Here is a 22,790-nt window from a genome sequence, read left to right as displayed (position 1 = left end):
TTACTATTGTCATCCAACGTTACCACCCTGAGTTGGGGTTGAGTCACCTGACCGATATTAGATTGTGGCTTCTGTGGAATCCCCGGTAAACTGCAAGAGGAAAGGACAATGAGTGCTAGGGTCGAAGAGAAATACAAATAAAGCTTCATTAGAGGTAATTGTTAGATTATTAGAGGTAATTGTTAGATTTTACTAACTGTGATTAATTTTCGATGCTACCCGGTACCCTGGCTTTTAAAGTCAGGGTATTTTTTATGTTTTGGTTCCAGTTGGGGCTAAAAGATTTTGCCTTACAAACGACTGTTTGTGTACACTGCCAAATTAAATGATGTCGAGACAATTTCGGGTCACTGAGCAAAACTTTCCCGATTGCAGGATTACACAGAAAGATTACTCAATGAGCTAGCATTTGACTATCAGCGTTGCCAATTTAGATTGAGCCGAAAAAGCAAGTCAGGCTAAGCTTTGACTCTTTAACGACACTAATATGTCTCCACGTCAAATAAAAAGTCGCTGTACAACTACTGGCGATAGCTATACTTCAAAATGCTACAAAAAGGCGACAAACGCTACACAAACGTCCTTTGGTACGAGCAACGCGAAACTTTTGAAACCCGCTTCGGTCGGGTTTAGTCTGTATAAATGCGAATTCTTTTCGCCCTTTTTACAAGCATTGGGATGCTCCCGATCAAAACGACCATTCATGGTTTGGATCGTTTAGTGCTGCTTTGACAGAAGCTAAGTTGGCAATATCTTTAAAAGGGCTTGACTTTGCTATTTCCGTAATTGAGTTCAAGGCTAGAGCTAATTGCTCGTTATTGCCTGTTGTAATTGCTAGATCGACGACACCGAACAAAGCGCGAAAGTTTTCTGCACGTTCATCAAACGAACGGTCAAGGTATGCCATTAGCACGTCGCGCTGGGCATTAATATTGGCTATTGTTTCTTTTTCCCAAGCTTCGATTTCACAGCGCTTAGTCTGTTCCTGCTCTGCAATAATCTTGTATTCGGTATAGCCTGAGACAATTTGCTGTAAGCATTCAGAGACGATTTGCGGTAAGCATTCAGATGGATTTAGCATTCAGAGACGATTTGCGGTAAGCATTCAGATGGATTTATTGCCTTGTTTAATGCAACAGCGATTTTTTGGACTGACATAGCTAGTTTTCTCCAAGGGCACAGTACTTCGCTCTGATAGATGCAGTCGCAGGATTCAGATGCCCTTCCTTATCTAAGACAGGGGTTTTCATGATTTCTGCAAGTGCCGTGACTAGAAGTGCTACCTGTTGAAATTTGCCAGAATCTCTGTTTTTGTCAAATGATGATTGAGATTCAAGTTCGTTCAGACTCAAAACAGCGCGGTTGTTAAGAGATTCAAGCAAATTCCTTAACTCATTAATTCGCCGTTTGACTTGTTGCATAAAGTCTTTTGCAGCCTTAATCTTTGCAATCGCACTGTTGACTTGAGCTTCGTACTCCCGTGCCTTTGTCAAAGCTTTCTCACCCTCACCAGCCAGCACAAAACCACCAATCAGGACAGCTGGGCCAACAGTGATACCACCAAGCACAATAGAACCAAGAGCCATACCTCCGCCGCCCGCCGCCAGCGATCCGCCGCCTAGCCATGCTAAAGTCGCATTCCAAGCAGCGGCACCACTAAGACCCCCTATAAGTGTTCCGGTACTTGCAACTCCCACAGAAGTAGCAAGACCCATTGCACCGCCGTATCCTGCTGCTGCTGCCCCAACAGCCTTAGCGCCGCCGATGAAAAATTCCTGAGCCTCAATCGCCGCAGTTTTATACTCCTGGAGTTGTTGAATTGAAATTCCTTCCAACCCCTCCAAAAATTCCTTTTCACTTTTTTTATTCCGCTGACCAATACGCTCAATAAAAGCAACAAAGCGTCCAATTGTACGCATCATGACATCAAGCTGAAGTTGACCATACTCTTCTGCTAGCTTGTTAGTAGCTTCCCAGTCTGCTTTCAACTCACTGACAGCTTGTTCATAACGTTTTTGGGCACGTTCACCAATTTCCTTGGCTTCATTCATGTTGCCAATGCCTTCAGCCGCTTTGACTCCACCGAAAGCGGCAGTCGCTAAAGCAACTGCGCCTAAAATAATCGGTATAACAAAGATCATGAAACACTCCTAAACCTAGGTTTTCGGACGCTAAGATATTTCCTGATAAGAATTTAGATTGGCGACAGGAATTTAATTCAGCAACATCAAAACCATAAGAATAAACACAGAACTATGCCATCCGAATAAACACGGTCCTTTCTTGCAGAGAATTATGTTGATAAAATGAAGATGTCAGTAATGATCACCGGGGCATCATAAAACCCAAAAATTTACTGCATGAATGCGCGATCGCCCTTGACCTCAGTTACAACGCGATCGCATCCCCAACTAGGAGACTATATTGAAAGAATTTCTAGCCAAGCTAGCGATTGTTGCAGCGAACGCGGCTGCCTCGACAGGCTTAGTGACGTGCTGCTGGAAGCCTGCCAAAATCGCACGCTCGCAATCCTCGCTTCTGGCATACGCCGTCAGTGCTACCGCTGAAATCTGTCCTCCTTGCTCTGGCGTCATTGCTCTAATTTTGCCGATCAACGTGTAGCCATCCTCATCGGGCATCCCAATATCGCTCACTAAGACATCTGGCTTTACCTGTTCGAGAGCTAAGAGTGCCTCCTGTACCGATGCTACTGCCGTTACCCTCGCTCCATACTGTTCAAGCGCGATCGCCAGAAAATCTCGGCTATCAGCCTCGTCATCTACAACCAACACCTGTAACCCTTCTAGTACAGTGCTGAAGCTTGATGAAGGCTGTGTACTAACTGGGGCTTCTAGCTCAGGTTTGAGTCCTTTCAACTCAGTCTTCATCATCAGCGGCAGTTTCACCGTAAAGATTGCCCCTTGCCCCTCCCCAGGGCTGTCAACACAGACAGTTCCTCCGTGTAGTTCGGTGAGGTGACGAACAATTGCCAAACCCAAACCAAGCCCTGTTTGCGATCGCGTGCTGGTACTATCAGCTTGACGGAAGCGCTCGAAGACATAGGGCAGAAAGTCAGCCTCGATTCCTTTGCCTGTATCGCTCACCTCAATCTGGGCATAAGAATCAGTGCAATCGAGCTTGATTTCTACTCGTCCCCCGGAGGGTGTGAACTTGATCCCATTCGAGAGCAAGTTCCAGATAATCTGCTGCAAGCGGTTTGGATCGCCGACAACCAAGCCAACGGCGGGATCGAGTACCGATTCCAGCCGAATGCTTTTAGCTGCTGCGGCTAGATGTACCGTCTCCATCGCCGCTTGAACAATTGAGATCAGATTAACCGGGCACACATTCAAGGAAAGTTTGCCGCGAATCATCCGCGACACATCCAGAAGATCCTCAATCAACTCTGCCTGTAACTTAGCGTTGCGCTCAATGGTTTCCAGGGCGCGAGCAGTCGTTGCTGCGTTCAACTTCTGAGTGCGAAGCATCCCCGACCATCCGATAATTGGGTTGAGGGGCGATCGCAACTCGTGAGAAAGTACCGCCAAAAACTCGTCTTTCATGCGATTCGCCGCCTCTGCCTCGGCGCGTGCCGCTTGTTCGCTAGCCAACAGTCGGGCACGTTCTTCCTCCGCTCGCTTGCGCTCCAGTTCTGCCGTCGCACGGGTGGCAAAGATTGTCAGCAGCGATTCTGCCAGATGGAGATTCTCCAACGGTTTTCGAGCCATCACCCCCACTAATCCCAACACTCTTCCTGTGGAGCCTAAAAGCGGAGTTGCGATATAGCTGTCAACGTCCATCTCGGCAAGCAAAAAATTACCAGGAAATTGCGCTTGGAGATTGCGGGGATAGCAGCATAGCTTTCCTTGCTGAATCACCTGTTTGCAAGGTGTATTCAGCAGTGAATACTCAATATTGTCTGCAATTTCATGCTGGGCATAGAGAGCAATCGTGCTGACTTTATCTTCGTCTTTCCCCGCCAGTTCCCCAATAAAAGCGAAATCAACATCCAATGCCTTGGTGAGGTGTTGCGCCAGGGAGTAGAAAAACGCCTCCCCTGTCGCTGCCGAAACTCCCTTCGTCACCTCAATGAGGGCAGCATCCATCTGGGCAATTTTGTGTGCAGCCAGCCGCAACTCTAGCTCATCAACCACCATCGCCGCTAGATCGGCAAGGGTTGCTCGCTGCTCGGCAGATAACTCATGGCGCGGCTTGCTGTCTACAAGACAAAGGGTGCCAAGATTAAAACCATCCTTAGCGATCAGGGGCGCACCTGCATAGAAGCGAATCCCCGGTTCGCTAATTGCATAGGGCTTACAAGCGAAGCGAGGGTCATTTCTGGTATCTGCAACCACGAAAACATCCTTAGACAAAATCGCGAAGCTACACATTGTTGCTTCACGATTAATTTCGCGGGTGTCAAAGCCGTAGCAGGATTTAAACCAGGCTCGAAATTGGTCAACTAAAGAAACGAGGGCAATGGGTACGTCAAAAAGCCGAGCCGCCAGAGCCGTAATGCGGTCGAAGCTTTCTTCGGGAGGTGTATCGAGAATGTTGTAGCGACGCAGTGCCTCTAGGCGTTCTATTTCGTTAGGCGGCAGGGGAACAGTGGTCAAAGTACCTCCAGAAGACACTTCTTAAATATGGCTTGGGGCAGCTAAGATAGCTTTGCGTGCCTGTCAAAGAGCGCTATATTTTATAATTATTTAAATTTTAGGGCAATCTCAAGCAAAACCCAATAATTTACCACAATCCGGGTAAACAATACTGCAATTATTAATACTTTTAGCAATTCCGAAGCGCGATCGCGATTGAAACCATCTAACAATGCGATCGCTTACCTGCTACTAACTGCAATGGAACATCGTTGACACAATCTACTCCTAAAAGGACAAGACTGTTTCAGAAACATTTACTGACTATGCTATAACCTTAAAAAAATCTCAAGGATAAATCGAGTATTATCTTTTGGATGTAATTCAGCGTCTGAGTCAAAGTTAGAGGTTAAAGTTTAATGGATAAAAAGAAATGGCAGTGGTTTCAAGTTACCTTCCAGTTAAAAGGATCGGTCATTCCGGCAGTCTTGCCCAGAACCCTAATCTGCGGGCTATTTGGCTTAATTATTTCTGTTCTTCACCATTTTAAATTAGCTGTATCTTTGCCAATTTTAGCTAGCTTAATTCCTAATATTGTTTTAGGTTTATTACTGGTTTTTCGGACGAATACAGCTTACGAGCGGTTCTGGGAAGGTCGGAAATGTTGGGGTAGTATCGTGAACACTGTCCGCAACCTGGCTCGTCAAATTTGGGTATCGGTTGACGAAAACGAACCGAAAGATAGAGAGTCTAAAATAGCTGCTTTACGGCTTCTAGTAGCTTTTTCAGTAGCGACTAAATTGCATCTTAGGTCAGAGCCAGTCAACAGTGAACTAGAAGATTTGATGTCTGAGTCTCGCTACTTTAAGCTAAAGACAATGAACAATCCACCACTAGAAGTTGCGTTTTGGATTGGAGATTATTTACAAGAACAACATGGTCGAAATCGCCTGAATGTTTATCAAATGAATTCTTTGCAAAATTTGATTAATCTACTAGTAGACAATTTAGGGGCTTGTGAACGCATTCTCAAAACTCCAATTCCAATGGCTTATGTAATTCATCTCAAGCAGTTATTGTTAATCTATTGTCTATCTTTGCCGTTTCAAATGGTTGGACAGTTGCATTGGTGGACTGGACTAACGGTTGCTTTGATTAGTTTCACATTGTTTGGAATTGAAGAAATTGGGATTGAAATTGAAAATCCATTTGGTCACGATGCCAATGACCTTCCTTTGGATGCAATTTGTGCCACAATGCGGCGCAATATCGAAGATTTAATTTCTCTAGCCCCTAGTGTTAGGGATTGGAAGACCACACGAATCGATAAAGCAGTATAGAAAAAAATCCGGCTCGCGATCGCAGAAGACGAATCCGATTTTACTGGATGTCTACAACACAAACAAATATTCCTACTCGCCTCCAAAAGCGATCGGGAGATTCATTGTGGAGCATCCTCAAGGGAAATTAGGTCGCGCGATCGCTTCAATGTTGCTTAAGATACATGACGATTTTGAGAAGGTTGGTATCATGTTTAAGAAATTAAACTCTGCCCAAAAGGAAATCTTCAATGAATGGTGCATGGCTCATAAAATTTAGTGTAGTTTTATACTTTATAACAGCGGCTGCACTTCTGGCAGAATTGATAAATTTTCATCCATTTTCAGGTGCCCCAGTAGTGACTAGCGAAGAGCAAGTCCAACCAATTGCTGTAGATTATCAACTTTGAAGGGTGACGCTCCAGGGAAATGCCATTACAGAGGATGGTTATATATAAATTTTTACAAAAAAGATGCGTTTCACTACCCACTCTCGTTAGCGATCGCAACTTGATTCCATCATTCTTCTCTGGAACCAGGTAATAATACTTAGTCCAGTTACCTTTCAGATTTCTGCAATAAAATCGTAAAACAGGCGAAAGAAATCCGCTGTTGTAGATTGGCACGTATCGGGATGCTCCCAAAGGAAAAGCGATCGCTTTTTGTTTAAAGCGATCGCTTTTTTCTCACCTCAAGGAGTCATTAAACCAAAGCGGCTTGCTTCAACTGTATCCCGTCAGGTAGCTTCCCGCTACGCAACCATTCATCCATTTCTGAAGGAATATTAGCGGATTTGAGTTGTTCCCGCAGTTCAGCGCCTTCCAAAACTTCTTTTTGCAAAAGCATCTGTGCCAGCTCTTCCAGTAAATCCCGATTCTTGTCTAAGATTTCTAAAGCCATGTGGTGCGCTGCATCAATCGTTTCCTTCACTTGGCGGTCAATCTGCTCAGCCACCACGGGACTCACTGAACGACGCGGATTGCTGTAACCCTCCATGAACTGTTGCTGCGGCTTCTCAAACGCCACGGGTCCCAATTCATCACTCATGCCGTAGAGAGTAATCGCCCGTTCCGCTAAATCTGTTGCTTTTTGGATGTCGTCACTCGCACCCGTAGACACCTTTCCAAAGATTAACTCTTCCGATGAGCGTCCACCTAAGAGAGTGGCGATTCGACCGCGAATTTCATCTTCTACCATCAAAAATCGGTCTTCCTCTGGCATCTGGAGCGTGTAGCCTAAGGCACCGACGCCACGGGGGACGATAGAGATTTTCTCGACTTTACCAGCTCCCGGCATCAAAGCCGCGATAATCGCATGACCGACTTCGTGATAAGCGACAGTCTTTTTCTCAACATCATTCAGAACGCGGGATCTGCGCTCTAATCCGGTGACAACACGCTCAATTGCTTCGTTGAAGTCTGCCATCATCACAGCGTCGCGGTTCTGACGTGCTGCCAGTAGCGCCGCTTCATTCACCAGGTTAGCTAAATCGGCACCGGCAAACCCAGGTGTGCGACCCGCGATCGCTACCAAGTCTACATCATCTGCTAACTTGACATTTCGGGAATGGACGCCAAGAATGGCTTCTCTACCCACTTTATCCGGGCGGTCTACCACCACTTGCCGGTCAAAACGACCCGGACGCCGCAGAGCTGGATCTAGCACTTCTGGGCGGTTGGTGGCGGCGACGATAATCACCCCGGTATTCCCATCAAAACCATCCATTTCGGTGAGCAACTGGTTAAGGGTTTGTTCGCGCTCATCGTTTCCACCGACAAAGCCTCCAGCACCGCCGCGAGATTTACCTAGCGCGTCTAGTTCGTCGATGAAGACGATGCAAGGTGCTTGTTTTTTGGCTTGTTCAAATAAGTCGCGGACTCGTGCAGCGCCGACACCGACGAATAGCTCGATGAATTCGGAGCCAGAGATACTGAAGAAAGGAACGCCCGCTTCACCCGCGATCGCTTTTGCTAAGAGTGTCTTTCCAGTTCCCGGAGGTCCCACCAGCAGCACGCCTTTGGGAATTTTGGCTCCCAATCGGGTGTACTTCCCGGCATTTTTCAAGAAATCCACAATCTCTAGCAGTTCTAACTTGGCTTCATCGACACCCGCCACATCACTAAACTTGATGCCGGTGCTGCCTTCTGAGTAAATCCGTGCCTTGCTTTTCCCAACCGTCAGCGCTGCGCCACCTGCCCCTCCACCCCGGTTCATCAACCATCCCCAAATTCCAAAGAAAATCAGGGGAGGAACAACCCAACTGAGGAGGGTTCCAATCCAGCCATTGTTGTTGGGTGCAGGTGCAGCAAACTTTACGTTATGTTCGCGCAGGATCTTGGGTAGATCCAGATCGATTGCCACTGGCGTGGTGACGAATACCTGATCTGGTGCGGCTTGCTCTCCCGTGGCATCGGATTTAAGCGCATACTCGATCCGGTCATTGCTCACAACTGCCTGCTCAACTTTACCGCTTTCTACCTGATTGATAAAGTCGCTGTAGGGTACCTGCGGCAATTGAGAGCCAAAACTCGGAATGATAAAGTTTAGCAGTAGAAGGATAGTGAACAAAATCAGGAAGCTGCCGCCAAACTGCTTTGTTCTAGAGGCTTTGGGCGATCGCTTATTATTATTTTCAACAGGCATTGTAGATACGAACCTCTTAAAAGTTATAAAGTTTGAAAGGTTGCTTTCAGATGTCTACCGAGTGAAAGCTAAATGCACTCTTGGCTTCAGTAAGCTTTTAGAGCATCGAAATTGGTAACTAGGGTGAGGCTCTAAAAGCTATTGTAAAAAAGGGGATGCGATCGCCTGGGTTCGGTGTCTACCCCTACAAGCATCCGTATAGCCGTACTTTAGTCTTTGTTTATTAAGTTGTATGACAACTCAGGTTGGATTCATTCTTAAAGTGCTAGTCGCCTCAGCGGCACTGTCAATCTTAATTAAGTACGGTGGTCCCTATTTATCAATTCCAGCATCCCCAGCCCTAGTGCTGATGGTTGTGTTTCTGCCAACGCTGATTATGGCTGTGACCTTCTGGCAGCGATCGCGACAATATCGCCAACTGGACTAAGTTGTATTTTAAGTATCAATGAATACTTATCTGACTAGAGCGGTTTACATAAAAACACTGAAACAGTTGACGCTTGGCAGCTATTCAAACCTTACTTTCAACCCATGCGAAAGTTGCCAAAATCGGCTAATCTAGCTGCATTAAACGGCAATTACAGCCTATGTCAGCTCGGAGTCAACACCTGTGAATCTAGGTCAGTGGATTGGCTTATTCGTCTTAGTCGTTTCTCTTTATGTTTTGTGGCAAATTCGGCAGGTGTTGCTGTTGGTGTTTGCCGCCGTTGTGTTGGCGACTGCCTTAAACCGATTGGCGCGGCGGCTGCAACGATCGGGAATGAAACATGGCATCGCGATCCTGGCGTCGATTGTCTTATTATTAGCTCTGATTGTCGGGTTTTTTTGGCTGATTGTGCCGCCCTTTACCGTCCAGTTTCAAGAACTCACAGAACGGGTTCCTAGAGGGTTTGAGCGCTTGAATCTTTGGGTAGATCGCCTCAGAACGGGTCTTCCTAGCCAGCTGACACCGTACCTACCCGATGTGGAGAGCATAAGCCAACAAGTACAGCCCTTAATCAATCGGCTATTGGGCAGTTCGGTCGCCTTTTTCTCCAGCTCTTTAGGGATTATCCTCAACGTTTTGCTGGTGCTGGTTTTAACCGGAATGTTCTTAGCAAATCCCCAAGCTTACCGCAAGGGATTTGTGCGGCTATTTCCTTCTTTTTATCGGCGGCGCGTGGATGGGATTTTGGACCAATGCGAGGTGTCATTAGGGCGATGGCTTGGAGGCGCTCTCATCAGCATGAGTGTAGTCGCGCTGATGAGTATGATTGGCTTGTCGGTTTTGCGAATCCCGTCACCGCTGGCTCAAGGGATTTTGGCAGGGGTGCTAAATTTGATTCCCAATCTTGGCCCGACGATTAGTGTCATTCCACCAATGGCGATCGCGCTGTTGGAGGCTCCTTGGAAATGCTTGGCTGTGTTCGGTCTTTACTTTTTTATTCAGCAGGTTGAAAGCAATTTCTTAACACCCTACGTTATGGCTCAACAGGTGTCGCTGTTGCCAGCCGTAACGTTACTTGCTCAAGTATTTTTCGCCACATTCTTTGGATTTTTAGGGTTGGTCTTGGCGTTACCGCTAACCGTTGTTGGTCAGATTTGGTTCAAAGAAGTCTTATTCAAAGATGTTCTCGATCAATGGCGCAGTCAGCGCGAAGCAGATTTTGATCCAGAGGGTATAGCAACGTCTCATGAAGCTGCTGAATTTGAGCGAGAAACTGTGGTGTTGCCGGAAGGGAAGTCATCCATTAATGACAAGCCTAATCTTGATAACGAGAATCAGGCGAATGTTAATGATGTGACTGATAAAGGGAAGAAGTAGCGATAAGTAGCGATCGCGATTATTAGTAACCTCCGATGAGAGAATAATAAGACTTTCTCCAATTGCCCTCTTGGAATACGACAACACTTGCAAGTATCTCGCTGAGAACTACCCAGATGAATTTGCCAAGTGGCTACTGTCATCTGAAGCTTCAGACATCCAGGTAATCAACACCGAACTCAGTCTGGAACCGATTCGCGCCGATTCTGTCATCTTCCTGCAAGTCGCTAACCAAATCTTGCACCTGGAATTTCAAACCTCGGCGCAATCAACTCCTCCCCTCGACTTCCGGATGCTCGACTACTACACGCGACTGAAGCGGCAATATGGGTGTGAAATTGTGCAGATAGCAATCTTTTTGCAAGCCACTACCTCAGAACTCGTCTTTCGACAGCAGTACACAGACACAAACACCAGACATCAGTATCGAGTCATCCGTCTGTGGGAAGAAGATCCCACTCCGCTGCTCGCAAATCCAGCTCTCCTACCACTGGCAACCTTAGCTCGTAGTGATTCACCCAGAGCTTTATTAGAGCAAGTCGCCGCTGGGGTCGCTAGAGGATCGAGAAAACCACCGAGCGACAGAATATCCTCGCTTGTGCAGGGGTTCTTGCTGGTTTGCGGTTTAAAAAAGATTTGATCCAACAACTATTCCGAGAGGCAATTATGCAGGAATCTGTTATCTATCAAGACATCCTCCAAAAGGGCGAGCAACGAGGTCTGCAACAAGGAGAGGTGGCGCTAATTTTGCGGCTGCTCAGGCTACGATTTGGTGACATCAATCCCGAAGTGCAAGAACAGATTCGCGGTTTATCGATTCCTCAATTAGAGGGATTGGCGGAAGCGCTGCTGGATTTCTCCAGCCAAACTGATTTAGTTAGTTACTTGGCGGCGATAGACTCATCGGCAATCTGAACAGCAACACATACCGTTAACCTCCCAAAAGCGTCGCCCCACGAGGCATCGCAATAGTGGAAACTAGGGATGAGCAAAAGTCCGACCCTTCAACCTGCCCTATGCGAACCCTTGCCGAAATTAACGACAAAATCAGCCACCAGCGTGCAGTGGTGTGGACAATAGAAGAATTAAAAGCACGGGTGGCAGAAGTGGGAGTCACCCAAGCTGCGAAGCAAGTAGATGTCATTACTACCGGCACTTTTGAGCCGATGGAGTCTTCGGGGGCAATCATTAATCTAGGACACACCGACCCCCCAATTAAAATCCGCTCCTGTTGGTTAGATGGTGTTTTAGCTTACTCTGGCTTTGGGGCAGTAGATCTGTATCTGGGAGCAACCCAGATGGTGGAATATCGGAGTACCGGCGAACCCCTAGACGGCGAGGAATCCAGAGAACGCGGCGGCGGTCATGTGATTGAAGACTTAATTGCCGGGAAAACGGTGCAACTACGCGCCATTGGACAAGGGACGGACTGCTACCCTCGTGCTTCCTTTGAGACAACCATCACCCGCGACACGATTAACCAGTTTTATCTATATAATCCCCGCAATCTATACCAAAATTTTATCGTCGGGGTGAATGGAGGCGATCGCCCGCTTTATACTTACCTCGGCCCGCTGCAACCCCGTCTCGCGAATGCCGTCTACTCAAACGCTGGGGCAATTTCTCCCCTCCTGAACGATCCAGACCTGCAAACCATCGGCATTGGCACTCGGATTTTCTTAGGCGGCGGCGTTGGCTATGTAGCGTGGGAAGGCACCCAACACTTCCCCTTACAAAAGCGGTTGCCAAATCGAACGCCTGTTGGTCCGGCGGCTACCCTTGCCTTAATGGGAGACGCCAAACAAATGAATTCTCGCTGGGTGCGCGGCTGTTACTTCAAAAATTATGGCCCTTCTATGATGCTCGGCGTTGGTATCCCACTGCCCGTTTTACAAGAGCAAGTCGTCGCCAATTGTGCCGTGCAAGACAAGGAGATCGTTGCGCCGGTTGTCGATTTCTCGATTCCTCGGCGCGTCCGTCCCACTTTTGGGCTTGTGAGTTACGCCCAGCTGAAGACGGGACGCATCACAATAGAGGGCAAACCCGTGCGGGTTGCCCCCTTAGTCAGCCTATTTTTTTCTAATCAAGTAGCGCTGGAGTTGAAGCAATGGATTGAGGCGGGGACATTTACCCTCACCGAACCTGTTGCCCCCATTCCACTGGATCGCTCATTTTTACCCCAAGACCGATGGGGTTCTCAAATTTCCCTAGATTAGTCATTTGTCATTCGTTATTCGTTATTAGGTGTAACTCATCACAGTGACTCATGACTAACCGCCAGTTTATTCTGGCGGCGGGGAAGAGCGCTTAACTGGCTTTGGCAAGGGTTCCTTGCGTTTGGGGGATGGGGGCGCGATCGCTGCGGGTCTTTCTCCGCTTGGACGCACGGGACGCTCTCGGCTTCCTCCTCCTGGCTTTCTGTTGGGAGGACGCCCACCTCCACCTCCTCGAAACGGCTTCTTGCCCGGAATCTTTCTAGGAGGCAGGCGACCAATATCCTGGCTCTCCTGAATTACCAGGGAGTTCCCCTGTCGCTGCACCTGCAAATCCATGAAATGACCGACTGCCTTTTCTTGAACCACACCATTGAGTTTCAACTTGAAAAACTTAGGCGTGTCTTCCTGCTTGCGGGGAGACTGCTTAATCTTGACGATGATGCCTTCTTCTTCTTCCCGCGACTGAAAAATCACTTCCCCGCGAATCGAAAAATAGCCATCGTTCGCCGCCGACTCTTCACTTTGAATATGCGTGGGTTCGGACGATTGGGCTGTATCCGCTTCTGGGTCAGACGACGGCTGGTTCAGCCTTTCCGGCTCCCAAACGCCCACAATCTGGACGTGCAAGTTGCCGTCTTCTTGTCGCATCCGGGGATAGACAACCCATAAATGTTCCTGCTCTAAGTTCAGGTGATTTTTGACTAAACTCATCACCCGACCTAATAGCACGGCATCGATGGCTGTTCCATCGCTTGCCAGCAGCATTCCTCGCGTAAATTGCTCGTCGGAGGACGTGTACTTACCCTTTACTAGGCCAATGGCCCGGTATTGCATGGGTTCGCTAGGGGGAGGAATGGGTTGCTGTCGTGTGACAGCAGGATTCTCTTCAGTTGTTTGTTCCAAATCGCTGTTTGACGCTGTATCCGCTGGCGTTGGCGGACTGGATAGGGGTGGTGGTTCTGGCTTAGGATTGCCAGAAGACTGGGATAATTCGGAGAACCGATTCACAGAAGGACTCATAATACTCCTCGCGGCGGAGACACATCCCCTTGGGGGGAGTCAGTCAGCTCATTGTACTGAATGCGGTGATACGACTGGTAGATCCGTAATGTTTTTGCACTCAGCAAAAACACTTACACCTTATCAAGTTCGGTTCGATGCTGCCACTATTTTAAAATGTGGAGACAGTGATGCGGTTTGCCAAGTGTGACAGTGGAAAATAAGATTGTGTTTGATAATGGCAATAGAGTTCAGAGCAGTCGTGTGTCCCAAAAGCGCAATCGCTGGTTTATTAATCTAGTCCTAGGGCTAGGCGTGTTAATCTTTGTCGGATTATCCATCATTCCGTTGGTGGGTATTGTTTTTGACGGCAAAGAGCCTACTACTGGGGCAACCCCAACACCGACTCAGACGGCAGGGGTAGCTAATCAAGCGGAACTGGAAGCGCAAGCGAAAGGTTACGAACTGGTTTTGCAGCGAGAACCACAGAATCAAACGGCGCTGCGGGGGTTGTTAGAAGCACGGCTAAAAATGCGCGATATCAAAGGCGCGATCGCACCTTTGGACAAACTGGCAAAGCTGAATCCCGATCAAAGCGAGTACGCAGTTTTACTTGCACAAGCTAAACAGCAAACAGGAGATCGCGAAGGGGCTGCCCAAACTTATCGCTCGATTTTGACTTCTAAACCGGGAGATATGAACGCCCTGCAAGGTCTTGTGAGTCTCTTGGTACAACAAAACCGTCCGGAAGCAGCGATTGGCTTGCTGCAAGACACGTTGAAAACTGCTCCCCAAGTGAATCAAGTTCAACCTGGTAGCGTCGATGTCACTTCGGTGCAGTTGGAGTTGGGCAAGGTTTACGTTGAGCAAAAGCGCTATCCGGAAGCGATCGCTATCTACGATGACGCCATCAAAGGCAATCGACAGGATTTTCGTCCGGTGCTAGCGAAGGCACTGGTGCTGCGAGAACAAGGCAAAATCGCCGAAGCTAAACCCCTATTCAATACGGCGATCGCTCTAGCTCCAGCTAGAGTCAAAGACCAAATTAAACAACTGGCGGCTGACGCACCCGCACCCACGGCTGCGCCCACGACTGCGCCCACGACTTCACCTACGACTTCGCCTTCTGTATCTCCCAGCCCTACGCCTTAACCTGAGTCTTAAGAATTAAAAATGCTTTCATCAAAAAACAGAATTTTTAATGCAGGCATTTTTAATTTTTAATTTCCTTCCAATAAGGCGAGCGCTCCAAACAGCAAAAACAAGCCGCCCCCAATTGCTGTAATTAATCGCTCGGAAATTCGTCCGGCGATCATCCGACCCCCCAAAACAGCGATCGCTGCACAAATACTATGCCCCGCAATAGCCCCAGCCGTAACCCCTACAGCCGACTGGGACGCAGCTAGAGCAATTGTGGCAATCTGAGTGCGATCGCCCCACTCTGCTACAAATGTCAGCATAAAGGCTTCGAGGACAATCGCCCAAGGAGTTTTCTTTTTTGGCATTTTCGACTCAGCTTCTTTAACCGTGGCGATCGCTTCTTCGGCTTCTTCACAGTCTGGTCCCGCTGGCATCTGGCTTGCTTCGTACAATAACTTCACCCCGAAGCCAACAAAAAAAATAATTTCCGCCAAATGAAGATAATGCTTGGGGAGTAGAGACGCCACTTGTCCTAAGAGAACCGACAGAACCGTCATTGCTGCTAATGCCGCCACGACTCCTGCAAATACCAGGCGTCGGGAGTGGCGCATTGCCAGAATTACCGCAATGAAAAAGGTTTTATCGCCTAATTCGGAAAAAGTGATGAATAATAAACCGGCAGTAAAAGCTGTCAGCATCCTCTCAAGCTCCTCAGAATGTTCTACCTATCGCATCTGAGTGAGCTTTCTGGAGGGTACATGGGACTTCACCAGCAGCTCACATCGGATGTGAACTCGGTGAAGGTCTCGCTCCCAAGGTTTGAAACAATTAGTTCAGCGACTAGGCGCTTATTTTTAGTTTCTTTCGCTTGTCACCTGAACCAGGCTCATCGCCAGTATGTTGATTCAGATGGGCTAGCATCATTCTTCGCTAGCAGCTACTCCCCTTCATTGTTAAGTAATTATACATCTAACTGTGGGTAGAAGAAATTAATAAATCTACATAAATTTATTTGGGGAGTGTCATGACAGGCGATCGCAATATATCCCCCATTCGCAGCCAGCACGCCTGTGGGCAGGTGGAAAGTCGGCAGGTTATGAACTTGCAAACTTTCCACCTAATCACTTAATACTTCCGTTCCTTTGGCTCAAACATAGTAATGTTTACCGGGCGATCGCGCAAATCGATCCCGGCTGGAGAATAGAAAGCCATCGTGTGCTTGAGGAAATTCTCATCGTCACGCTCAGGATAATCTTCGCGGTAATGAGCGCCTCGACTTTCTTGACGGTTGAGCGCCGATGTCAGAATCATTTGTCCGACAATAATCAAACTGCGGAGTTCCAGCGCCTCGATGACTTCAGTGTTCCAGAGTTTACCTTTATCATCCAGGTAAATATCCTGGGATTGCTGCTGAATCTGTTGCAGCTTGTTCAAACCTTCGCGCATCAATTCCTCGCTGCGGAAGACACCGCAATACTCAGTCATGCAGTCTTGGAAGGCTTGACGCACTTGGTTAATCCGGTATTGACCCGATTGTTCTAGTTGCGCTTGGATTTTGCAGTGAGCTTCTAGCAGATAGGGTTGCTCATCCAGTTCGGGCAGCTTGCGGTTTTGGACAAATTGCGCGATCGTTGCCCCCGTTTTTCTGCCATAAACCACACACTCCAACAGGGAATTACTGCCCAATCGATTTGCCCCGTGAACCGAGACACAAGCAGCTTCTCCAGCGGCAAAGAAAGCGTCAATTAAACCATCTGGGCCACTTTTCACCTGACCGCTGGTATTGACGGGGATGCCGCCCATTGAATAGTGAGCCGTAGGGCGCACGGGCATCGGTTGATCTACGGCATCGATGCTGAGTAATCGGTGAGCTTCTTCCCAAGCAAAGGGAACCCGACTCATAATTTTTTCTCGCCCCATGTGGCGCAAGTCGAGATAGACAAAGGGGCCACCGGCGCTGCCATTGGGATGAACGCCCCTTCCGGCGCGAATTTCTCGCGCGATCGCTCGTGAAGTAATATCGCGGGGAGCGAGTTCCATGCGACTGGGGGCATAAGTCGCCATGAAGCGATCGCCCTCAGCGTTGATCAAATACGCGCCTTCACCCCGCACAGCTTCCGAAATCAGCACTCCCACCGGATACAAGCCCGTCGGGTGAAACTGCACAAACTCCATATCTTCCAACGGCACCCCGGCGAGGGCAGACATCGCCAACCCATCCCCCGTCGAGGCGTAGTCATTCGAGGTGGTGTTAAATACCCTGCCATAGCCGCCCGTGGCGAACATCACCGCCTTCGCCCGTACAACCTCAATTCGCCCGTCCAGAATCTGGTACATCACCACACCCTTCGCCTGGGCGTCTTCCAGAATCAGCTGCATCACGTACCACTCATCGTAGATGCGGACGCCGTGACGCCGGAGATTATTCACCAGTTCGTGCAGAATCGCGTGACCCGTCTTATCCGCTGCATAGCAAGTGCGCCGGTGAGAATGCCCCCCAAAAGCCCGCTGGGCAATCCGACCATCCGGCAATCGGGAAAACAATACTCCCATGTGTTCCAGGTCGATGATCGTGTCTGGAGCCTCGCGGGTGAGGATTTCCACCGCATCCTGATCCGCCAGGTAGTCAGATCCCTTTACGGTGTCAAAAGCGTGGTCTTTCCAAGTGTCTTCAGGGTCTACATTCTTCAGCGTTGCCGCCATACCCCCCTGCGCGGCGACCGAATGGGAACGAATCGGGTGAGTTTTGGCAATCAGCGCCACATCTAAGCTGGGTTCTGTGCGGGCAATCTCTAAGGCGGCGCGACACCCCGCTAATCCACCTCCCACAATCACGACATCGTGTTCAAGCATCTTTAAGATCCGCTCTTTGGAATTCTTACATCCATGCTGACGCAAATAAAAACTTCCCCACCACAAAGCGGGGAAGTTCTTCATAAATTTCTTTTTAGTCCTAATACCAGTTCTGGCGTCTCAGTCCTCAGTCCTCAGTCCTTAGCCCTCAGTTCTCAGTGTTGACCAAAGACTGATGGCTCTTCAACTAGTCACTTGGGCAGGGTTTTGGTTGGGTAAACTGCCACCAACGGTCTCAGTGGTGTCCTGGATATCCATTGCAGAAACCTCAATGTGGTTAAACAACGTGGTCACGAAGGCAAAGAGCAAGAAGGGCAAAGACAGCACGAGGATGAGTCCGACAGTCATTAGGGCGTAAATTTGCCGAGTGGTACTCCACAGCGCTAGTGCAGAGGCGAGACTAATGAAGATGACAATCAGCCAAACGATGATTTGCCCATAGATATCGCCAAAGGAGAGAGTACAGACGAAGCGATACTTTTGCATTTTATCCATGACGTTTCCCTTGCAACATTCCTTTAAAGTTCTAGGTTAAGGTTCTGACACGGGCTTGGCAGATTTCTAAATCTTTTTACAAGAGTTGCAATATAGCTTTACAATCTACCCCAGTGTGCCGAACGGTTGCTACTCACTGCGTTCCAGCCATAGCGATCGCTCTCGAATTTAAAATCATTATCCTTCCTAGCCGCATTCTAAGAATGATTATCGGAAGGTGATTCTTCTTTTTATAGCAAGAAAGCCCAGTTTTGAGTGTTTTAGTGCCGCAGCGACTCCGATTGAGCATTTTGTCGGTAATTTTCTAGCTAATTTTCAGCGATCGCTCTCTTGACAAATGAACTCTCGTTTAATTTATTAATTTTCTACATTAACGCCAGAGACCTTTTTTAACACAACAATTGCGTAGAAAAACCTATCAATCGTTAAACATTGATATTCATTTCCAGTTGGCATACGTAATATTACGGCGATCGCTATGCGAATTGAGTATGTTTTCTAGAAAAATTACAGTTGTCGTGGCTATGGGCTGGGATTAAAAATTTTAATTACTAAACATAATTTTCTAGAATTTTGGCTTCTCAGCTTCTCTCGTTGAGAAAAAATGTAAAGGTCAATTGTATGTTTTTATACTCTACAAGTTTACAAAGTTGAGCAAAAATTAGGAACACGTAGTAGGAGCTATATGCTGCAATTTTTGCAGATTTTTTTGGGTTCAAACTCTTTTATTCCACATGGACATTGTTACTTGTGGAAACCAGAGTTAGTAGGGCTGCATATCATATCAGATGTGCTAATCGCTCTTGCCTATTACTCTATTCCTATCACGCTCTTTTACTTCGTTCACCAGCGAAAAGATTTACCCTACGCAGGGATATTTCTATTATTTGGAACCTTTATTATTTCTTGTGGTACCACTCATCTAATCGAAGTGTGGACGCTTTGGCATCCGATTTATTGGATAGCTGGTTTCATCAAAGCGCTAACGGCTGGAATATCAGTTTATACAGCAGCCAGCTTAGTCCCACTAATTCCCAAAGCCCTCGCGTTACCCAGCCCAGCTCAATTGGAGGCAGCAAATCGCAATCTAGAAAACGAAATTATTGAGCGCTATTGCGTTGAAGAACAACTGCGGAAGTCGCAACAAATGCTGCAATTGGTGATGGATAATATTCCCCAATTCATCTTTTGGAAAGACAAGAATTTAGTTTATTTAGGGTGTAATCAGAACTTTGCCCAATTAGTAGGGATTGGCAAGCCAGAAAATATTGTTGGGAAAACCGACGACGATTTGCCGTGCAGACAAGAAAAGGCGAACTTCTTTCGGGATGGCGAACGACGAATTATGGAAACAAATACGCCAGAATATCACAGCATTGAATCGGCTCTTAAGGCAGATGGTAAAGCGTCTTGGATAGACAGTAACAAAGTTCCACTCCATGATGGTGAAGAAAACGTGGTCGGCATCCTTTGCACTTTTGAAGATATTACCGAACGGAAAGCCGCTGAAGAAGAGTTACGTAAGAGCCGAGAACGGTTTGATTTAGCAGTTCAAGGTTCTAAAGATGGATTATGGGATTGGGATATAGCAACCAACGAAACCTATTTTTCACCTCAATGGAAGAAGATGCTGGGCTATGAAGAGCATGAGTTGCCCAATCAGATTGAAGAGTGGGAAAAACGATTGCATCCCGATGACCGCGATCGCGCGATCGCGATCGTCCAAGGTTATCTCATGAATAGCCAAGCTTCTAATTACGAATTACAGCATCGCTTGCAGCACAAAGATGGCTCCTATCGGTGGATTTTAGCGCGGGGAGCAGCGCTGCGAGATGACAATGGCAAAGCGATTCGGATGGCGGGATCGCACACGGACATCACCCAGCGCCAGCGAGCCGAGGAAACTGCGAAAAAAGCCAAAGAAGAACTAGAATTCAGCTACAGCCTTGTGTGTGCGGTGATTGAAGGTACCCCGGATGCCATTTATGTGAAGGATCTTCAGGGTCGCTATTTGATGATCAACTCGGCGGGTGCCGCTGTTTTTGGCAGACCGGAAGGGAAAATTATCGGCAAGGATGATACCGAGTTACTGCCTCTAGAGTTGGCACATCCAGTCATGCAGACTGACCGCCAAATCATGACGACGGGCGTGACTCAAGTTGTCGAGGAAACGATACTCACCGCAGGGATTACCCGGACATTTCTTTCCACAAAAAGCGTCTACCGCGACCCCAAAGGAAAGGTTATCGGTTTAGTTGGCGTGGCACGGGAAATCACCCAGCGCAAACAAGCAGAGGAAGCACTCAAGAAAGCCAAAGAAGAGCTAGAAATCCGCGTTGAGGAGCGTACCCGCGAATTAAGGGCTGCTATTAGGCAATTACAAAGCGAAATTGCCAACCGGGAAGAGGCAGAGGCGGCGCTGAAGGCAAGTGAGCAAAGATACCGCCATTTAGTCGAGACTTCCCAGGATTTGATTTGGTCGGTGGATAGACAGGGGCGATTTACATTTGTGAACTCTGCGGTCAAACAAATGCATGGATACGATCCCCAAGAAATGATCGGGCGTTTGTTCACCGATTTCCAGCCACCGGAACAAGTGGAGCAGAACTGGCAGATACATCTGCGCCTGCTGGAGGGTGAGCCGTATTTCCAATACGAGACAGTGCATCTGCGTAAAGACGGAACGCCGATTCAGATGAGCTTTAACGCGATCGCATCTAAGGACGACGCCGGAAACGTTCTCGGCACTACAGGCACCGCCAGAAACATCACGAGTGCCAAACAGGCTGAAGCCGCTCTGAGGGAGAGCGAACAGCAGCTTCAAGCAATTCTGGCTTACTCCCCTGCCGCTATCTTCGTCAAGGATATTCAAGGTCGAAATATGTTGATGAACCGCAAGTGTGCCGACTTGCTCAAAGTGGATGCAGAGGCAGTCAAAGGGAAAACAGACTACGATTTCTTGCCTTATGAGGTCGCTGAGGCAATGCAAGCTAACGATCAAAAGGTACTCGCGGCAGGGATTGCTGTAGAAAGTGAGGAAGTGATTCCTCAAGACGACGGCTTACACACCTACATTTCGATGAAGTTTCCGCTTTACGACGAGGTGGGTGTTGCTTATGCAATCTGCGGCATTGCCACCGATATCACCGAACGCAAGCAGGTTGAAGTCGCTCTGCAACAATCGGAAACTCGATTTAGACAACTTGCCCAGCAAGAAGAACTACTTAACCGTCTAGCCAACCAAATCCGGAATACCCTCGACCTAGATACGATTCTGGAAACTGCTGTCGGGGCGATCCAAAGGCGGATGGGGATTGAGTTATGCACCTTCGCTTGGTATCGCCCCCATTCCTCACCCCCCGGCTGGGAGGTTGTTAAGGAAGCGAGAACTTCCACCGAAGCGAACTGGCTTGGCTTCTATCCGGTGGGATTTTTTCCAAAGTTTGAGGAAAAAATGCTGAATTTAGAAATGTTCCGCCTGGATGAAGTGCAAACTCCGGACGATCCAGTCATTCCGCAAACATTACTCGTTGCAGGCACTCGGTCAGCGCTGGCGCTGCCAATACAGACACCGAGTGGCGAACTGGGTGCCTTGGCTTGTCATCGCCGGAACCAAGTGCAACCTTGGACGGACAGCGAGGTGGAATTACTTTCGGCGGTTGTCAACCAGCTAGCGATCGCGATTAACCAAGCCGAACTTTACAACCAGCAGCTTGATGCCGCCAGCACTGCCCAAACTAAAGCCGCTCAGCTTGAACACGCCTTGCGCGAACTGAAGCAAACTCAAGCTCAACTGATTCAAAGTGAAAAAATGTCCTCTTTAGGACAGTTGGTTGCGGGGGTTGCTCACGAAATTAACAATCCCGTTAACTTCATCTCCGGCAATCTCTCTTACGCTAATGCATACGCTCTCGATTTACTACGCCTGCTTCAGCTCTACCAGGAACACTATCCCCAGCCACCCGCCGCCATTCAAGCTCAGGCGGAAGAAATCGACCTGGTTTTCCTACTCGAAGACCTGCCTAAAATCCTATCTTCTATGAAGGTAGGAGCTGACCGCATCCGCGAAATAGTCCTGAGTTTACGAAACTTCTCTCGTCTTGATGAGGCAGAGATGAAGACTGTCGATATTCATGAAGGCATCGATAGCACGCTGCTAATCCTGCAAAATCGTCTGAAAGCTAAACCGGATCGTTCGGGTATTCAGATCGTCAAAGAATATGGCAACCTACCCAAAGTTGAATGCTATGCGGGACAGATTAATCAAGTATTTATGAATATTTTGACGAATGCGATTGATGCCCTCGAAGCAGTTCATTGCTCGCCGTTCGCCGTTCGCGGCAATAAACCATCAACGATGAACCCCGAAGAATCTCCAACAATTTGGATTCGGACTTCTACGGTGCAACCCAATCAAGTCAGGATTCAGATTGCTGACAATGGCCCAGGAATGACGGAGGAAGTCAGCAGTCGGTTATTCGATCCGTTTTTTACAACTAAGCCGGTCGGTTCTGGGACAGGTTTGGGGATGTCAATTAGCTACCAAATTGTAGATAAGCATAACGGTCAACTGAAGTGTATTTCAGCACCGGGACAGGGTGCAGAGTTCTTAATTGAGATTCCAATTGAGCAACAAAAAAGTCAATTACTGGTGAATCAAGAAGTATAAAATATGAATTTCTGCTGTATAAGACATTGCACACCCCCAAAAAATAAGAGCGATCGC

Annotated in this window: 14 protein-coding genes and 1 pseudogene; 7 read left to right on the top strand and 8 right to left on the bottom strand. The window is 48.0% G+C overall.

What is annotated here, in order from left to right:
- Positions 1-688: 688 nt before the first annotated feature.
- From NDI34_RS01045 to NDI34_RS01035, 3 genes are all read right to left on the bottom strand, one after another.
- On the bottom strand, positions 689-1,081 hold the full coding sequence (locus NDI34_RS01045) for a hypothetical protein (protein WP_199302871.1): 393 nt from the start codon (positions 1,079-1,081) through the stop codon (positions 689-691).
- Between the two features lie 79 nt (positions 1,082-1,160).
- Positions 1,161-2,141 (bottom strand): hypothetical protein, encoded by a 981-nt coding sequence (locus NDI34_RS01040; protein WP_348231584.1) that lies wholly within the window; start codon positions 2,139-2,141, stop codon positions 1,161-1,163.
- 270 nt (positions 2,142-2,411) lie between these two features.
- Positions 2,412-4,616: an ATP-binding protein gene (locus tag NDI34_RS01035; protein ID WP_348231583.1), complete on the bottom strand. Its 2,205-nt coding sequence runs from the start codon at positions 4,614-4,616 to the stop codon at positions 2,412-2,414.
- A 398-nt stretch (positions 4,617-5,014) separates the two neighbouring features.
- On the opposite strand from NDI34_RS01035, the gene NDI34_RS01030 reads away from it, so the two are divergent.
- Entirely contained in the window at positions 5,015-5,935 is a 921-nt protein-coding gene (locus NDI34_RS01030; protein ID WP_348231581.1) for a bestrophin family ion channel, read from the top strand.
- Between the two features lie 681 nt (positions 5,936-6,616).
- On the opposite strand, the gene ftsH is transcribed toward NDI34_RS01030, so the two are convergent.
- Positions 6,617-8,557, bottom strand: coding sequence for an ATP-dependent zinc metalloprotease FtsH (ftsH, locus tag NDI34_RS01025; RefSeq protein WP_190531875.1), 1,941 nt, complete (start codon positions 8,555-8,557; stop codon positions 6,617-6,619).
- 232 nt (positions 8,558-8,789) lie between these two features.
- On the opposite strand from ftsH, the gene NDI34_RS01020 reads away from it, so the two are divergent.
- The 4 genes and pseudogenes from NDI34_RS01020 (at position 8,790) to NDI34_RS01005 (ending at position 12,577) form a co-directional block, all read left to right on the top strand.
- On the top strand, positions 8,790-8,984 hold the full coding sequence (locus NDI34_RS01020) for a hypothetical protein (RefSeq protein ID WP_190412016.1): 195 nt from the start codon (positions 8,790-8,792) through the stop codon (positions 8,982-8,984).
- Between the two features lie 183 nt (positions 8,985-9,167).
- Positions 9,168-10,361, top strand: coding sequence for an AI-2E family transporter (locus NDI34_RS01015; RefSeq protein WP_190439604.1), 1,194 nt, complete (start codon positions 9,168-9,170; stop codon positions 10,359-10,361).
- A 70-nt stretch (positions 10,362-10,431) separates the two neighbouring features.
- Positions 10,432-11,276, top strand: a pseudogene (locus NDI34_RS01010) (DUF4351 domain-containing protein).
- Positions 11,277-11,377: 101 nt separating this feature from the next.
- Positions 11,378-12,577, top strand: a complete 1,200-nt coding sequence (locus NDI34_RS01005) for a homocysteine biosynthesis protein (protein ID WP_190412013.1) — start codon at positions 11,378-11,380, stop codon at positions 12,575-12,577.
- A 66-nt stretch (positions 12,578-12,643) separates the two neighbouring features.
- On the opposite strand, the gene NDI34_RS01000 is transcribed toward NDI34_RS01005, so the two are convergent.
- Positions 12,644-13,597 (bottom strand): hypothetical protein, encoded by a 954-nt coding sequence (locus tag NDI34_RS01000; RefSeq protein ID WP_348231580.1) that lies wholly within the window; start codon positions 13,595-13,597, stop codon positions 12,644-12,646.
- A 243-nt stretch (positions 13,598-13,840) separates the two neighbouring features.
- On the opposite strand from NDI34_RS01000, the gene NDI34_RS00995 reads away from it, so the two are divergent.
- Positions 13,841-14,728, top strand: coding sequence for a tetratricopeptide repeat protein (locus NDI34_RS00995; RefSeq protein WP_190528073.1), 888 nt, complete (start codon positions 13,841-13,843; stop codon positions 14,726-14,728).
- A 68-nt stretch (positions 14,729-14,796) separates the two neighbouring features.
- Here the strand turns inward: NDI34_RS00995 and NDI34_RS00990 are convergent, their stop codons facing one another.
- From NDI34_RS00990 to NDI34_RS00980, 3 genes are all read right to left on the bottom strand, one after another.
- Complete coding sequence (locus NDI34_RS00990) at positions 14,797-15,414, bottom strand: TMEM165/GDT1 family protein (RefSeq protein ID WP_190528034.1); 618 nt, start codon at positions 15,412-15,414, stop codon at positions 14,797-14,799.
- Between the two features lie 427 nt (positions 15,415-15,841).
- Complete coding sequence (locus NDI34_RS00985) at positions 15,842-17,569, bottom strand: succinate dehydrogenase/fumarate reductase flavoprotein subunit (protein ID WP_190682728.1); 1,728 nt, start codon at positions 17,567-17,569, stop codon at positions 15,842-15,844.
- A 183-nt stretch (positions 17,570-17,752) separates the two neighbouring features.
- Positions 17,753-18,064 carry a hypothetical protein gene (locus tag NDI34_RS00980; protein ID WP_190412006.1) on the bottom strand — a complete coding sequence of 104 codons (312 nt, stop codon included), beginning with the start codon at positions 18,062-18,064 and terminating at the stop codon, positions 17,753-17,755.
- Between the two features lie 709 nt (positions 18,065-18,773).
- Here NDI34_RS00980 and NDI34_RS00975 point away from each other — a divergent pair.
- Positions 18,774-22,733: a PAS domain S-box protein gene (locus NDI34_RS00975; protein ID WP_348231578.1), complete on the top strand. Its 3,960-nt coding sequence runs from the start codon at positions 18,774-18,776 to the stop codon at positions 22,731-22,733.
- The last annotated feature ends 57 nt before the right edge of the window (positions 22,734-22,790 follow it).

Origin of the sequence: Trichocoleus sp. DQ-U1 (assembly GCF_039961925.1) — a bacterium.
Taxonomy (GTDB): Bacteria; Cyanobacteriota; Cyanobacteriia; order Cyanobacteriales; family FACHB-T130; genus FACHB-T130.
Note: the sequence above shows the minus strand (reverse complement) of the source record. Positions and strands in the feature narration are given on the sequence as shown.